This is a genomic window from Paenibacillus sp. FW507-14B1B, assembly GCF_058781425.1.
Genome location: NZ_JBYSWS010000002.1, coordinates 928,917 through 942,802, shown reverse-complemented (window position 1 = coordinate 942,802; position 13,886 = coordinate 928,917). Strand labels below are relative to the sequence as shown.

The window sequence follows — 13,886 nt, the reverse complement described above, 5'->3', positions numbered from 1 at the left end:
GGTGAGAGCGGCAGACAACCTGTCTGCCGCTTCTTGCAAGAGAACTTACTTCTACACAAGAGTTTACACGAGAGGTGGATAAATATGAGCAACCTGAATCAAGACCAAGGTCAACATACATCACATATCGGTCCAGAAGGCGTGTTAGAAAAGCGTAAACAATACTTTTTTCCGTGTACCCATCACTTCTATAGCAATCCCCCTCAGATTGTACGGGGAAAGATGCAGTATCTGTATGATGAACAAGGACGTGAATATGTAGACTTTTTCGCAGGCGTATCTGTTGTAGCTTGCGGTCACTGTAATGAACAGATTACGGCAAAGACCATTGAGCAGCTCCAGACGCTACAGCATACGACAACCATCTATTTAACGCAGCCTATGGTGGATCTTGCGGAAAAATTAGCTAGCGGAGTGCTTCCCGGCAACTTGAAACGTACTTTCTTCTGTAATAGTGGATCAGAGGCGAACGAAGGTGCGATGCAACTTGCACGGTTGCATACAAAGCGCCGTGATTTTATCGCACTTGAATACGGATTGCACGGTCGTACTTACCTGACGATGGGAGTAACGGGGATTCCGATGTGGCGTTCCGATGATTATCTTGATTCTGGAGTGACATTTATCCCGCGCCCTTATGATCCAGAATTGGATGACGAGACTGCTGCACGCCGGTCTATTGAGTCGCTACGTCAGGTCCTTACAGAGAAGGGGGATACGATAGCAGCTATGATCGTTGAACCTATTCAGGGCAATGGAGGGATGATTACCCCTCCGGACTTCTATTTCCGTGAAGTGAAGAAGCTTCTTGAAAAATACGGTGTACTACTTATCGCGGATGAAATTCAGACTGGATTCGGTCGTACAGGCAAGATGTTCGCGATGGAGCATTATGGTGTTGTGCCGGATATTATGTCGATGGCCAAAGCGCTTGGTAATGGAGTACCGATCGGCGCTTTTGCGACAACAGATGAAATTGCTGCAAGCTTCAATCGTCCCTCAGCTTCTACCTTCGGTGGGAACCCCGTTTCAGCAGTAACAGCACTGGCTGTACTGGATTACATCGAGAACAACGGTTTGGTTGAGCGAGCGGAATTGGTAGGAGGACGACTTCTGGCAGGTCTTCGTCTTTTGCAGAAGAAGCATTCACTTATTGCAGATGTACGTGGTAAGGGATTCATGTGTGGAGCAGAGCTGAGAGGGCAAGATGCAGAAGCAAGTGCTGCTCTGACAGATAAAGTGCTTGAACGAATGAAAGATCGTGGATACATTCTTGGTAAGAATGGAACAGGACGCAATGTACTGGCTTTCCAACCACCTATTATTATGCCTTCACAGGACGTTGATGCCATGCTAAAAGTCTTGGATGAAGTGCTAACAGCTGTTGAATCAGAGGGGTGTTGATATGCCATGGAAGTGATAAGAAAGGTTGCTAACAAGACTCGTATGTTCGGGGAACTGGTTATGTTCTCGCATACCTTGTTCTCTCTCCCCTTTGCACTCATCTCGATGATATGGGCAGCAGGAGGAGTACCCTCGGGGCATGTTGTTCTATGGTCACTTATCGCGCTAGTTGCCGCACGTAACGGGGCCAATGCGTTTAACCGTCTGGTCGATCGAAAATTCGATGCAGCCAATCCGAGAACTGCACATCGTCATCTTCCACAAAAATTGCTGCATGAACGTGAAGTGACCACTTTTGTGGTCGTCAACTTTGCAATCTTCATATTCGCAGCAGGAATGCTGAATACACTTTGTTTGGTGTTGTCACCGGTAGCTATTGTGTTGATCTGTTCTTATTCCTATACAAAACGTTTTACTTGGCTCTGTCATTTGTATCTTGGGTTCACGATCGCATCAGCACCAATTGGCGCATGGTTTGCTGTTACAGGTGAGTTTGCCTTTACTCCATTTGTGCTTGGCACCATCGTAATGTTATGGATTGGTGGTTTCGATATTATTTATGCTACTCAAGATATTGATTTTGACCGTAAAACAGGTCTTTGGAGTGTACCCCAAGCGTTCGGCCTAGATGGTGCGCTCTTCATTTCACGAAGCTTACACACCATTATGGTCCTGCTGTTATTCTCGCTTTACATTCTTCAAGACCTGAGCTGGTTATACTTAGTTGGTATTATCACAGCTACGCTATTGCTGGCAGTCGAGCATAATATTATCAAACCTTCAAGCCGAAAACGAATGAATGTAGCTTCTTACAATTTAAATCAGGTGATTAGTATGGTGATTTTATTCTGTACGATGGCTGATTACTTTCTAATTATCAGATAGCTGTAGTCAATAGGAAAGCCTCCCGAAGTAGTATATATCACTTCGAGAGGCTTCTTTATCTGGAGAGAACTATATAAGTATTTCCTGAATAGCAGAATTCCGTTCCTTAGAAAGGTCAATAAATCCAAGTGGGGTCTGAACCAGTGGACGGAAGAAGTCTGAATGATTATTCATGACGATTGTTCCTGATTCACCGGAGGTAAGGACCACCTTTTTGCCGATAAAATTGGGCAACATATGCTGGATAAAAGCATGAGTAGGTTTAGCGTTTAATTTACCGAAGCTGAGACTATAAAGCTCCCTAAGTACATGAAGTAACTGTTGTTTGGACTGATAGGCTCTGTTGGTTGTCATAGCGCTGTATACATCGGCTACAGCTGCAATATGAGCATAGGGATGAATCTTTTCTTCAGGAAGACGATGTGGGTATCCGCTAGCGTCATCTCGTTCGTGGTGCTGGAGTGCTACAAGAGCGGTTTGTTCATCGTCAATTGATTCTCGAATGATCTCATAACCATAGGAGGTATGGCGTTTAATGACCTCGAATTCCTCCGTTGTAAGTTTGTCTGGCTTATTGATGATCTCTTCAGGAATTCGGCTCTTTCCGATATCGTGCAGATATCCAGCTTTACCAATTTCGTAGGATTCTTTAGAGCCGTATCCCATCCATGTGGCAAGGTAGTATGAGAGCATGCCGACCTGCATTGAGTGTTTGTATGTATAATCGTCTTTTCCATTAAGGAGCAGAAGCAGTGAGACGACATCTTTTTGCTCCATTAAAGAACCAACAACGGGCTGGAATGAGTCATGAACGACATTTTCGTTGAATTTCCCAGTCTTTATAGCTTCCGTAAAAACAGAAGCGATGCCATCTATCGCTTGGTCAAAATGAGGCTTAACTTTATTCAACGATTCCGGTGTTTCGGAAGAAGGATCGACAGACAAGAGAATATCGCGAGGTTCAATATCGATATAGTCAATGTTGTGTTGATGGAGCTTAGAGATTTCTTCGAGGCGTAAAACCGTTCCCTTTTGTAAGACATGGACACCGTTGCTGTTAAAAATTTCTCGCTGTGTTTGATCTCCGGGTATCAGGTCTGTGACATATACTCTCAAATCGTTGCACCTCTTACCTGTAATTGAGTTGACAGATTTAAATCATAAATCTATCTTAGCAAGAAAATTCTGGATTTTCAACGACTTATTAACTACGAATTATTTGTATAATGGGTCCCAAGACCCACTTTGAGGACCTTTCCACTCAGATCCATCTTCCCAGATTTCTTTCTTCCAAATAGGTACGGTTCGCTTTAATTCTTCGATAGCGTAACGGCTTGCTTCGTAACATATATCGCGGTGGGGTGAAGAAATTGCAATCACAACACTGATTTCGCCGATAGAGACGGAACCAATTCGGTGTGAAATTGCGCAAGTTGTACCGGGCCATTGGTCTTTTATTCTGTCACGAATTTTCTGTAATTCATGAAGTGCCATAGGGATGTAAGCCTCATACTCTAATGAAACAGTGCGAAGGTCGCCGGTCATTTCTCTTGTTGTTCCGACAAAATTCAAAGATGCACCATGGTTAGGATGAAGAACTTTCCGAAGTGTTTCCTCAGGTAATAATGGTTCAGACGTGATCACACACATTCCATCCGGTGTTGTGCCCGTAGTATGTTTCATCTCTGCTTCGTGCGATAAACCGTCGCCTCCAGAAACCGGAGGGATCAGAGCGACTTCATCTTCACTTGTAATAAGATGATCCTCCGTCGCGTACTCTTGGTTTACAGCTGTAAATGATATATCGATCAGCGTTGAAGCTTGCGGATAAGCATCGCGAATCCTGTTTTTTAGTTCTTGGGCAGTAATTGGGAATTGATTTACAGTTATATTTAGTGTGGATGCACCGACGCGGTCTGCTAAGCCTGCAAAAAGTAACACTTTAATATAATTTTTCATATAGGTTCACCTCGAATTCTTATGGGCTACAATATACCATATTCCTGGTTAAAATGTTATGCTTGTAGGACCGGAAAAAACGACAATCACACGGGAGGGGCCGCAATGAATCAGATGAATACTGATAAGTTGACGATACTGCACACGAATGATATTCACAGCCATTTTGAGATGATGAGTGCAAATGCAGCGGTTATTTCCCGGGAAAGGAAAGCTGCTGGAGATGCTGTACTCGTTCTTGATATAGGTGATCATATGGACAGAGCTGCCGTGGAGACGGAAGGAACAATGGGACAGGCAAACGTCGATGTGATTAATTTGACAGGGTACGATGCCATTACGATTGGTAATAATGAGGGATTGACTGTTCCACTTAAGCAATTGGAGACAGCTTATTCTGGCCTGCAATGTCCAGTGGTATGTTGCAATATTTTTGAATTGGACCGAGGCAAGCCACCGGTCTGGATGAATGAGCATATCATTCTGGAGAAGAATGGGATTAAAATTGGAATTACGGGTGCAACAGCAGCATTTGATAGTTTTTACACTCTTTTGGGGTGGGATTCCAGAGATCCCGAAGCGTCTATCGCTAGACAAGTACATTTACTGAGAGATCAAGTGGATGTAGTGATTGTGATGTCTCATCTGGGAATTGTAGCGGATAAATTATTAGCAGAACGAGTATCCGGAATCGACATTATTCTTGGGGGCCATACACATCATCTATTGGAAGAGCCTCTGTTTATTAAAGGTACTGCTGTATGTGGGGCAGGAAAATTTGGGGGTTATGTAGGGAAAGTTGTGATGGAGAGACAAGAAGGGCAAGAGGATTTTAGAGTAAAGAGTGGTGGGTGCATTCCAGTTGAGCACTCAGAACTGGACCCCCATGTAGAGAAGGCCATACTTATTCACAGGGAACAAGCTGAAGAGTATCTGAAGGAAACAGTAGCGGTGACAGATCGAAAGCTTGAGATTAAGTATGATCAGGAATCTTCTTTTGCCAATTTGCTTGCTCAAGCAGTTCGACATCACACAAACGCGGATATTTCTATCGTAAATGCGGGTCAGTTATTAGGCTCACTCCCTGCAGGAGAAATTAGTACGGGGATGATACATTCCCTCTGTCCATCACCGATTAATCCGTGCCTTGTAAAGCTAAACGGCGCTGATATAATTCAAGCATTGGAAGAGAGTCTTCTCCCGGAGTATTATGATAAGAAGATTATGGGTTTTGGTTTCCGTGGCAAGGTGCTTGGGGTATTGGCTGTGGATGGATTAGAAGTGCTGGTCCATAGTGAAGGAAGTAACACTCATGGGATCAAACAGGTTTCTGTGCAAGGTGTGCCTATCGATAAGGATCGGGAATACATGGTCGGAACACTTGATATGTTCACTTTTAAAGTTGGTTATGAGTCCTTGGCCAGAGGCCGAGATGTACTATATATGTTACCTGAGTTCATTCGTGATTTGCTTAGAGATGAGTTATCCAGACCTGGAGCGCTAGCAGAAAGCTTTCTTCCACGCTGGATTTCCTGATTAAGAATCCTCCCGACTAACTTCTATTGTCCGAGCATACATATGAAGGGACAAAGTTAAGAGTTAAGATAGGAAGGGGATAGTTATGGATTTTATCGCATCCATTATTCTGGGAATTGTCGAAGGTCTGACGGAGTTTATTCCGGTATCGTCAACAGGGCATATGATTTTGACTGCCAAGGTCATGGGATACAACGATCAGACACCAATCATGAAGACATTTGAGATTGTGATTCAGCTTGGCGCGATCCTTGCCATTGCAATCGTGTATTGGCGTCGTATTATGAACCTTCTCGGCTGGAGTCATACGGAGCCCTTGTCCAAACGAGGTAAGAATGAAAATAGACTTAACCTGATCCACGTTTTTTTAGGGATCGCTCCAGCGCTTACGGTTGCCTTTTTTGCTAAGGATTTTATAAAAGGTCTGTTCAGTGCACAGACTGTGCTTTTTGCTCTTGTAGCAGGTGGTATATTTATGATATTTGCGGAGTGGTACAATGGAACAAAGTCCAAAATCACATCTCACGAACTCGATGACTTAACATATAAGCAAGCACTGTTAATCGGTCTATATCAGATCATTTCTGTGCTCTGGCCTGGTTTTTCACGTTCAGGTTCAACCATTTCAGGTGGAATGCTCAGCGGAGTCAGTTATAAGGCATCTGCAGACTTTTCTTTTTTAATCGCAATCCCGATTATGTGTGCCGCAGCAGGGTATGAACTTCTGGAATCCTATCACTATTTTACTTCAGACGTGCTTGGCCTGTTCGTAGTTGGATTTATTGTTTCGTTCGTTGTTGCATACTTCGTTGTTCTTGCTTTTATGAAGCTAATCCAAAAAATAAGGCTGACTCATTTCGCAATTTATCGCTTTGTCTTGGCTGCTGTATTCTGGTTATTTATTATGCAGTAGTGAAGCTGCATGTATTATATAATTATTAAGCTAGAAGCTTCGATGATCATGTGGCGCGAATCAATTCTTATTTCGTATGCAGAGGAAGTGTAAGTTTGCGTCTAATACCCGTATCTTTACTAAAGCCGGGAATGGTTCTCGGCAAAAAAATATACAACAGCGACGGATTGATACTGCTCGCAGAGGGTGTGAAGCTGACGGAGGGCATAATCCGCAGGTTGGACGGCCTGGACCTTAGTTATATTTATATTGAGGATGCAATGACTGAAGACATTGTTATTCCCGAGTTGGTTTCACAGCAGACGAAGCTTGAAGCCATTCGCTCCATTCGTCAAGGCTTCAAAAACTTGGAGGAGCGTCCAACATTAAAGGGTAGTTTCCTTCACTTGGGCAAAACCTTTTCTGGAATGATGGAGAATATGATGGATGAGATATCTTCTGTTAATGAATCTATGGTGCTTCTTACAGATATGAACACGAACGATTTTAATTTGTATCAGCATTCATTGAACGTATGCTTGTATTCAATGGTTCTGGGCATTTCTTATGGCTACAGTAGGGACGAGGTTAGAGTTCTTGGATTAGGAGCACTTCTACATGATATTGGTAAGACTCGGATATCTCCAGGGCTCATACAGAAACCGGGTCGTCTAACGGAAGAGGAATTCCGTGAGGTGCAGAAGCATACCGAGATTGGATACAAAATATTGAAGGATGAGCCGAATATTCCTCTCTTATCTGCCCATTGTGCACTCCAGCATCATGAACGTCTGGACGGGTCAGGATACCCTCGGGGTTTGAAGGGTGCGGAAACCCACGAATACGCTAAATGGATTGCTATAACGGATTCATATGACGCAATGACAACACACCGGGTGTATAAACCGGCAATGCTACCACATCAAGCAGTAGAAGTGATGTATGCCGGTTCGGGAACGCTGTATGAACAACGTTTTCTTGCAATGTTCCGGGATCGGGTTGCTATCTATCCTCCTGGGATGACGGTACGCCTTTCGACAGGGGACACTGGGGTAGTGTCTAAGATTAACTATGATGTGCCTCACAGACCTGTAATTCGTGTCTTGAACAACTCGGAAGGGGAGGAACTTCAGCAACCTTACGAAATCGATATGTCGGAATCACTTGCTGTTATGATTGCCGGTACTGGATAAGACAGCTCAGATGAATCTAGCTAATAAGGAGGACAAACTGTGAAACAACATGGCGAAGAGACACTTCTTTATAGGTGGGGACGAATTGTTTACCGCTTCCGCCGAGCCATTGTTGCTGCATGGTTTGTTTTATTTTGTTGCATGCTTCCACTTGCATTGTTGCTTCCATCTCAGCTTCACCAGAATGGATTCACGCCGGATGAAAGTCCGTATCTTAAAGGAATAGAGAAGCTAGAGAATGGATTGGGCTTATCTACCACTTCTCTAGACATTGTTATTGTTAGCAGAACGGGTGAGAATCTAACCACAGGCAAACAGCAGAAGCGTATCCTTGAAGAGCTTGCTCCATTTCAGGACAAGCCTTATGTAAGCGATATGTATATTAATATTGCTTCTAGACAGCCAGGGCAGGATCATATCCTTTCTGTAAGTGTATTACTGAAAGAAGAGGCCGCTGAGGCATTGAAGCAGTATAAGGCGATACGAAATGATATCCCGCCAATTCGTGGTGCAGACACATATGTGACAGGGAATACGGCCATATTTGCAGATATGAATACTGCTGTGAAAAATGATATTTTTCAAGCGGAGATTATTGGCCTACCACTTGCCCTAATAATCCTGTTATTTGTATTTGGTACATTTACAGCGGCTCTCCTGCCCCTGATTGGCGGGCTGGTCAGTGTTATAGTGACCATGGGAGTTCTTTATTTCGTAGCAGTTCTTGACGGTTCAATTAGTAACTTTCTTCCGAATGTCGTAACCATGTTAGGTCTAGCTGTTGGAATTGATTATGCCTTATTTGTCGTCAGCCGTTTTCGCGAGGAAATGGCGAAAGGCGATATAGAACAGGCAGTAGCTGTTTCTTGTGCTTCGGCTGGAAAAGCAGTTGTTTTCTCTGGTGCAGCGGTGTGGATTGGGTTTCTGGCGATGGCGTTTATTGATTTGCCGATATTTCGCTCGTTCAGCATTGGTGGAATTACGGTCGTATTCATCTCAGTACTTGCTGCAAATACACTGTTGCCTGCATTGTTGGCTACGCTAGGTCCAAGAATTAATTCGCTACCTATCTTCGGTAGTCGTATTCGACAAGCTCTACACCAGCACTCTCCTAGAATGTGGCGTAAAATCTCTTCTTTTGTTATGGCGAGGCCCATTATTATATCCATCTCCGTTATTATTCTGCTGCTAATTGCTATGTCTCCAGTCAGAACGATGAAAGTTGAGATTCCAGCGGCAGAGGTGTTACCACCCTCGTATGAATCCCGTCAAGGATATGACTTGTTAAAACAAGCCTATGATTTACGAGAGTTAAATGCCATTTTAGTTGCGGTCGATCTTCCAGCCTCTTACGAATCTGTTCAAAGCATCGGAGCGATAAAGAACTACATGGACCAGGTAAGATTGCTACCAGGAGTGCAACGAGTCGAGAGTTATACAAGTGTATCTCGTGGTTCGGTGAGTGAGGTTGCAGATTACTTATCAAAAACGGAGATCCGTGAGCAACTGGAGAAGTATCATGTAGTAAGGGATAACATGGCTGTTATTGCAATCGTTCCAAAATACGAGGATTCCCATAAGCTGACTGAAGAACTGATCAATTACCTTCGAAGTATGGATACAGAGGGAATTAAGACATACATAACAGGTACTCCAGCGTATAAGATGGATATCATACAAGAGATCCAAGGGGCAATTCCTTATGTGCTTTTGTTTGTATTTATTACGACCTATGTTGTACTTTTATTTGCCTTCCGTTCTGTTGTTTTACCTCTGAAAGCGGGAATTATGAATGTGCTTAGTCTTGGGGGAGGACTTGGAATTGTCGTATGGGTGTTTCAAGAAGGTGTAGGCGCTAATTGGCTCGGAGTGACAAATACCGGTTCTGTATTCGCACTTCTGCCAATATTAATCTTTTGCGTCGTTTTTGGAATCTCAATGGACTATGAAGTTATTCTTCTGTCACGAATTATGGAAAGTTATGAATCTACTGGTGATAATGAGCGAAGTACGGCAGAAGGACTTGAGAATACAGGGGGATTAATCACGAGTGCTGCGCTAATTCTGGCCGTTGTGGTTGGAGCATTTATATTCACAGATAATGAAGTCATGAAAGCAATAGGTCTTGGTCTAACTGCTGCGGTTCTTCTCGATGCGACAATCATTCGGATTTTACTTGTTCCGGCATTCATGAAACTACTGGGCAACGTGAATTGGTGGAGTCCCAAGTGGATGTTCCGTCAGTCTAAAAAGTAGAACAACATATTGAATGAATTAAAGAATGTAACACTGAGCCCATACAAAGGCATATGAGCGTGTGCTAGTGAGAGGTTCCTTTTATAGATATGCTATAATAGTGGAATGGATTATTTTCTAAGATGCTTAGAAATAACCGATTGTATCTATTGCATTCGGTTAATAAATGAAATAAAGGTGGAAAACAATGAGTAATACTGCTAGATCTTATCAACAAGTCTGTAAGCCAATGTCACCTAGTTATGATCCTTGGGATCCAATCACTTCTTTACGTGATCATGGACGGCATGTGCTGACTAGCGTTGAAATGACGGTAACCCATTTATGTAACATGCGCTGTGAGCATTGTGCAGTTGGCGATATGCTAGTTATGAAAGAGGCGCCGATGATTCCACTTGATATGATGCTTAGACGTCTGGATGAGGTCGAGCATCTTCAGACAATTAGCTTAACAGGTGGAGAACCGGCTTTTTTGGGTAAAACAGTAGATAATGTAATTGTTCCATTATTGAAGTATGCGAAGGAACGAGGCATTCGCACCCAGATCAACTCTAACTTGACGCTTGAGCTCGGTAGATATGAGAAAATGCTTCCTTATCTGGATGTCATGCATATCTCATTCAATTATTTGAATGGTGACGATTTTCATGAAGTTGGATTTGCTAACAGTGGACACCCGGTATCGAAAGAAGCAGCTTATCGGCTTTATGATACGATGATGCTGAATTCGGAGAAGCTGAGCAAGGCAGGAATGTTTATCTCAGCGGAGTCTATGATTAACTATCGTACGCACGAGAAGCTGGATGGAATCCATAAATTAATTGGTCAAATGGGCTGTAAGCGTCATGAGGTGCATCCAATGTACGCTTCAAACTTTGCAGCTTCTTTACCCGTTCTTTCCCTTGCTGACATGAAAAAAGCAATTCATCGTCTTCTAGATGTTCGTGATCCTGAGATGTGGATGCTGTTTGGTACACTTCCTTTCTTCGCATGTAGCCATGATGAGAGTGATCAAGCACTGATCAACCGTCTTCGTATGGAGCCGAATATTACAGTGCGTAATGATCCCGACGGACGTAATCGAGTAAATGTTAATCTATTCTCGGGTGACGTTTACGTGACGGATTTTGCTGATATTCCTCCTTTCGGTAATATTAAGGATCAAAAACTCGATGATGTATTTGATGCATGGTCAACAGGTCATCCGCTTAACCAGACCGTGAATTGCCACTGTGATGCAGCAAGTTGCTGTGGTCCGAATTTATTGGTTGCGGATATGTACTACAAGGGTATTGATTTTAAAACTAGAAAAGCAATGACAAACTAGAATCTGGAAAGAAGGCGTATCGCGATGGAGGAGTTTGAGGTCGGGCAACTGATTTTAAACCTGCTCTTGGTTTTCCTGCTCGTATTATTAAATGGTGTGTTCGTAGCAGCTGAATTTTCTCTGGTCAAAATGAGGCAATCCCGGCTTACCCAGCTGGTTAGTGAAGGGAACCGCATGGCGGGGATCGCACTTAAAGTGAACCGCAAGCTGGATGCTTATTTATCCGCTACCCAGCTTGGAATCACACTTACCTCACTCGGACTCGGCTGGATTGGGGAACCAGCTATTTCAGAATTGTTAGTGAAACCACTAATGCACAATTTGGGAATGACGGATGAAGTGCTGATTACAACCATTTCGGTAGCAATTGGATTCTGTATCATCACGTTTCTGCATATTGTATTAGGAGAGCTTGCACCAAAATCATTAGCTATTCAGCGAACAGAAGGTACAGCCCTTCTTTTATCTGCTCCGTTGTTATGGTTCTATCGTATTTTCCTCCCCGTGATCTGGGTGCTCAACGCTTCTGCGAACGGGATTCTCCGGTTGGTTGGAATTGAACCCGCCAGCGAATCAGAAGCAGCCCACTCCGAGGAGGAAATACGCATTCTCATGAGTGAGAGCGCCAAAAGTGGCGTGATTGATGAGAATGAGATGAAATTGATGGACAACCTGTTCGATTTCTCCGATCTACGTGCAAGAGAGATTATGCTGCCACGTACGGATATGGATGTGCTGTACACCAATCAATCTTTGGATGAGAATCTACGAATTATGAACGAAACGAAGCATTCCCGTTACCCCGTGGCTACCGAGAATAAGGATCGGATTATTGGATTTATCCACATTACTGACTTGCTAATGGCTACGCCTGAGCAGCAGAAGGACCTTGCGTCTCTTGTGAGACCGATTATGGATGTTCCGGAGTCGATGGAGATCAGCCAAGTACTTCGTTTGATGCAGACAAGACATGAACAGCTCGCTCTAGTCGTTGATGAGTATGGGGGCACGGCAGGCATACTCACTGCTGAGAAGATTCTCGAGGAAATTGTCGGTGATTTGTATGATGAATTTGAGGACGATCGTCCGGAAGTCGAGATCAATGACGATATCATATCTGTTGACGGAAGGATGCTCATTGAGGAAGTAAATGATCTGGTCGGGGTAATGATTGAGGAGCAGAAGGTAGACTCCATCGGTGGTTGGTTATTCAAAGAGCTCGAAGGAAGTCCTCTGAAAGGCAAAAAAATTGTGTTTGACGGGGTTATCTTTGAGGTTGAAGAATCTACTCGCTTACGTGTCACACGTGTTATTATTCATAGAAAACCGGCTTCAAGTGAAGTTGTTTCTGAATAAGTAGGTTTGGGAAGAATTGAATATGAAGGAAGTGGACTATGCCTCTGAAGCAGTTGGTATTTATCGGTCTAGGCCTGTTGTTCATTTATGGAATGTTCACTGTAGGTGCACCTTTCTTGTTAGCATTAATCCTTGCTATTTCGCTTGAACCGTTTACCCGTTTGTTAATCAAAAGAGTTCGTTTAAACCGGGGAGCTGCAGCAACGATTACATGCACACTTTTTTTGCTCCTGCTGATGCTTCTTGCTTATTTAATGGGCATGCAGGTTTTTGCTCAATTGGTGGAGTACTGGAGCAAGGCTCCTGAATACTTTGAAGGTGCGAACCAGTTTCTACAGAACACCATCTTACAAGCACAGGGGATGCTCAATGGCATTCAACCAGGTCTTGCAGATAGTCTGACTGCTTTTATGTCCAACATATCTTCATATGTTCAATCCTTTGTTAATACGTTGTCTTCCTCGTTTCTATCTTTTGCGAAGACACTTCCGAACCTATTCGTTACAGCCATCGTATTCTGTGTTGCACTTTTTCTGTTCAGTCTCAGCTTGGATACGATGCGGGCAAGTGTATTGTCCTTCTTTGATGAGACCTCACAGTCACAAGTTAACGAAGTGCTGGGCAGCCTTAAAAATTCAATTTTCGGGTTTTTAAGGGCACAGCTCATTCTAAGTATGTTCACATACGTGATCACCTTGCTAGGACTTCTGATGCTGGGTGTTAACTACCCACTGGCGATAGCACTACTTGTGATGGTTGTCGATATTTTGCCAATACTCGGTGTGGGTTCAGTGCTCATTCCTTGGGCAATTTACCTCCTGATCGTGGGAGATCTGTTCACTGGAATCGGACTTATGATCATGTTTATTCTGATCACTGTCATCAGGCGAGTCCTTGAACCGAAGGTGATTGGAGATGCTGTCGGTATCGGCGCGCTTCCTGCTTTGATTAGTATGTATATCGGTTTTAAATTGGTTGGGGTCATTGGTTTTTTCATCGGACCAATGGTAATCATTTTATATTCCGCTATGCGTAAGGCCGGCTTGTTCCAAATTAAGATCAAGTTCTAACCGAATTT

General features: G+C 43.5%; 11 protein-coding genes. 9 read left to right on the top strand and 2 right to left on the bottom strand.

The window, feature by feature from the left end; all coding sequences use genetic code 11:
- Nucleotides 1-84 precede the first annotated feature (84 nt).
- Together AC3WJJ_RS12590 and AC3WJJ_RS12585 are read left to right on the top strand one after the other, a co-directional pair.
- Nucleotides 85-1,404, top strand: coding sequence for an aspartate aminotransferase family protein (locus AC3WJJ_RS12590; protein WP_492540997.1), 1,320 nt, complete (start codon nt 85-87; stop codon nt 1,402-1,404).
- Nucleotides 1,405-1,410: 6 nt separating this feature from the next.
- On the top strand, nt 1,411-2,289 hold the full coding sequence (locus AC3WJJ_RS12585) for a UbiA-like polyprenyltransferase (protein WP_492540995.1): 879 nt from the start codon (nt 1,411-1,413) through the stop codon (nt 2,287-2,289).
- A 69-nt stretch (nt 2,290-2,358) separates the two neighbouring features.
- On the opposite strand, the gene AC3WJJ_RS12580 is transcribed toward AC3WJJ_RS12585, so the two are convergent.
- Nucleotides 2,359-3,405 (bottom strand): HD-GYP domain-containing protein, encoded by a 1,047-nt coding sequence (locus AC3WJJ_RS12580; protein ID WP_492540993.1) that lies wholly within the window; start codon nt 3,403-3,405, stop codon nt 2,359-2,361.
- 99 nt (nt 3,406-3,504) lie between these two features.
- Entirely contained in the window at nt 3,505-4,248 is a 744-nt protein-coding gene (locus tag AC3WJJ_RS12575; protein ID WP_492540992.1) for a molybdenum cofactor biosynthesis protein, read from the bottom strand.
- A 105-nt stretch (nt 4,249-4,353) separates the two neighbouring features.
- Between AC3WJJ_RS12575 and AC3WJJ_RS12570 the strand changes: the two genes are divergently transcribed.
- The 7 genes from AC3WJJ_RS12570 to ytvI all read left to right on the top strand — a co-directional run bounded on the left by AC3WJJ_RS12570 (nt 4,354) and on the right by ytvI (nt 13,878).
- Nucleotides 4,354-5,784, top strand: coding sequence for a bifunctional metallophosphatase/5'-nucleotidase (locus AC3WJJ_RS12570; RefSeq protein WP_492540990.1), 1,431 nt, complete (start codon nt 4,354-4,356; stop codon nt 5,782-5,784).
- A gap of 85 nt (nt 5,785-5,869) precedes the next feature.
- Nucleotides 5,870-6,697 carry an undecaprenyl-diphosphate phosphatase gene (locus AC3WJJ_RS12565; RefSeq protein WP_492540988.1) on the top strand — a complete coding sequence of 276 codons (828 nt, stop codon included), beginning with the start codon at nt 5,870-5,872 and terminating at the stop codon, nt 6,695-6,697.
- A 95-nt stretch (nt 6,698-6,792) separates the two neighbouring features.
- Nucleotides 6,793-7,869, top strand: coding sequence for an HD-GYP domain-containing protein (locus tag AC3WJJ_RS12560; RefSeq protein ID WP_492540986.1), 1,077 nt, complete (start codon nt 6,793-6,795; stop codon nt 7,867-7,869).
- Nucleotides 7,870-7,908: 39 nt separating this feature from the next.
- Nucleotides 7,909-10,125 carry an MMPL family transporter gene (locus AC3WJJ_RS12555; protein WP_492540984.1) on the top strand — a complete coding sequence of 739 codons (2,217 nt, stop codon included), beginning with the start codon at nt 7,909-7,911 and terminating at the stop codon, nt 10,123-10,125.
- 187 nt (nt 10,126-10,312) lie between these two features.
- On the top strand, nt 10,313-11,452 hold the full coding sequence (gene yfkAB / locus AC3WJJ_RS12550) for a radical SAM/CxCxxxxC motif protein YfkAB (protein WP_492540982.1): 1,140 nt from the start codon (nt 10,313-10,315) through the stop codon (nt 11,450-11,452).
- 24 nt (nt 11,453-11,476) lie between these two features.
- Nucleotides 11,477-12,808, top strand: coding sequence for a hemolysin family protein (locus tag AC3WJJ_RS12545; protein WP_492540980.1), 1,332 nt, complete (start codon nt 11,477-11,479; stop codon nt 12,806-12,808).
- Nucleotides 12,809-12,846: 38 nt separating this feature from the next.
- On the top strand, nt 12,847-13,878 hold the full coding sequence (gene ytvI / locus AC3WJJ_RS12540) for a sporulation integral membrane protein YtvI (protein WP_492540978.1): 1,032 nt from the start codon (nt 12,847-12,849) through the stop codon (nt 13,876-13,878).
- The last annotated feature ends 8 nt before the right edge of the window (nt 13,879-13,886 follow it).

Coding starts and splice junctions, on each gene's coding strand:
- AC3WJJ_RS12590 (WP_492540997.1), top strand. CDS start 85: ATGAGCAACCTGAATCAAGACCAAGGTCAACATACATCACATATCGGT.
- AC3WJJ_RS12585 (WP_492540995.1), top strand. CDS start 1,411: ATGGAAGTGATAAGAAAGGTTGCTAACAAGACTCGTATGTTCGGGGAA.
- AC3WJJ_RS12575 (WP_492540992.1), bottom strand. CDS start 4,248: ATGAAAAATTATATTAAAGTGTTACTTTTTGCAGGCTTAGCAGACCGC.
- AC3WJJ_RS12570 (WP_492540990.1), top strand. CDS start 4,354: ATGAATCAGATGAATACTGATAAGTTGACGATACTGCACACGAATGAT.
- AC3WJJ_RS12565 (WP_492540988.1), top strand. CDS start 5,870: ATGGATTTTATCGCATCCATTATTCTGGGAATTGTCGAAGGTCTGACG.
- yfkAB (WP_492540982.1), top strand. CDS start 10,313: ATGAGTAATACTGCTAGATCTTATCAACAAGTCTGTAAGCCAATGTCA.
- AC3WJJ_RS12545 (WP_492540980.1), top strand. CDS start 11,477: ATGGAGGAGTTTGAGGTCGGGCAACTGATTTTAAACCTGCTCTTGGTT.
- ytvI (WP_492540978.1), top strand. CDS start 12,847: ATGCCTCTGAAGCAGTTGGTATTTATCGGTCTAGGCCTGTTGTTCATT.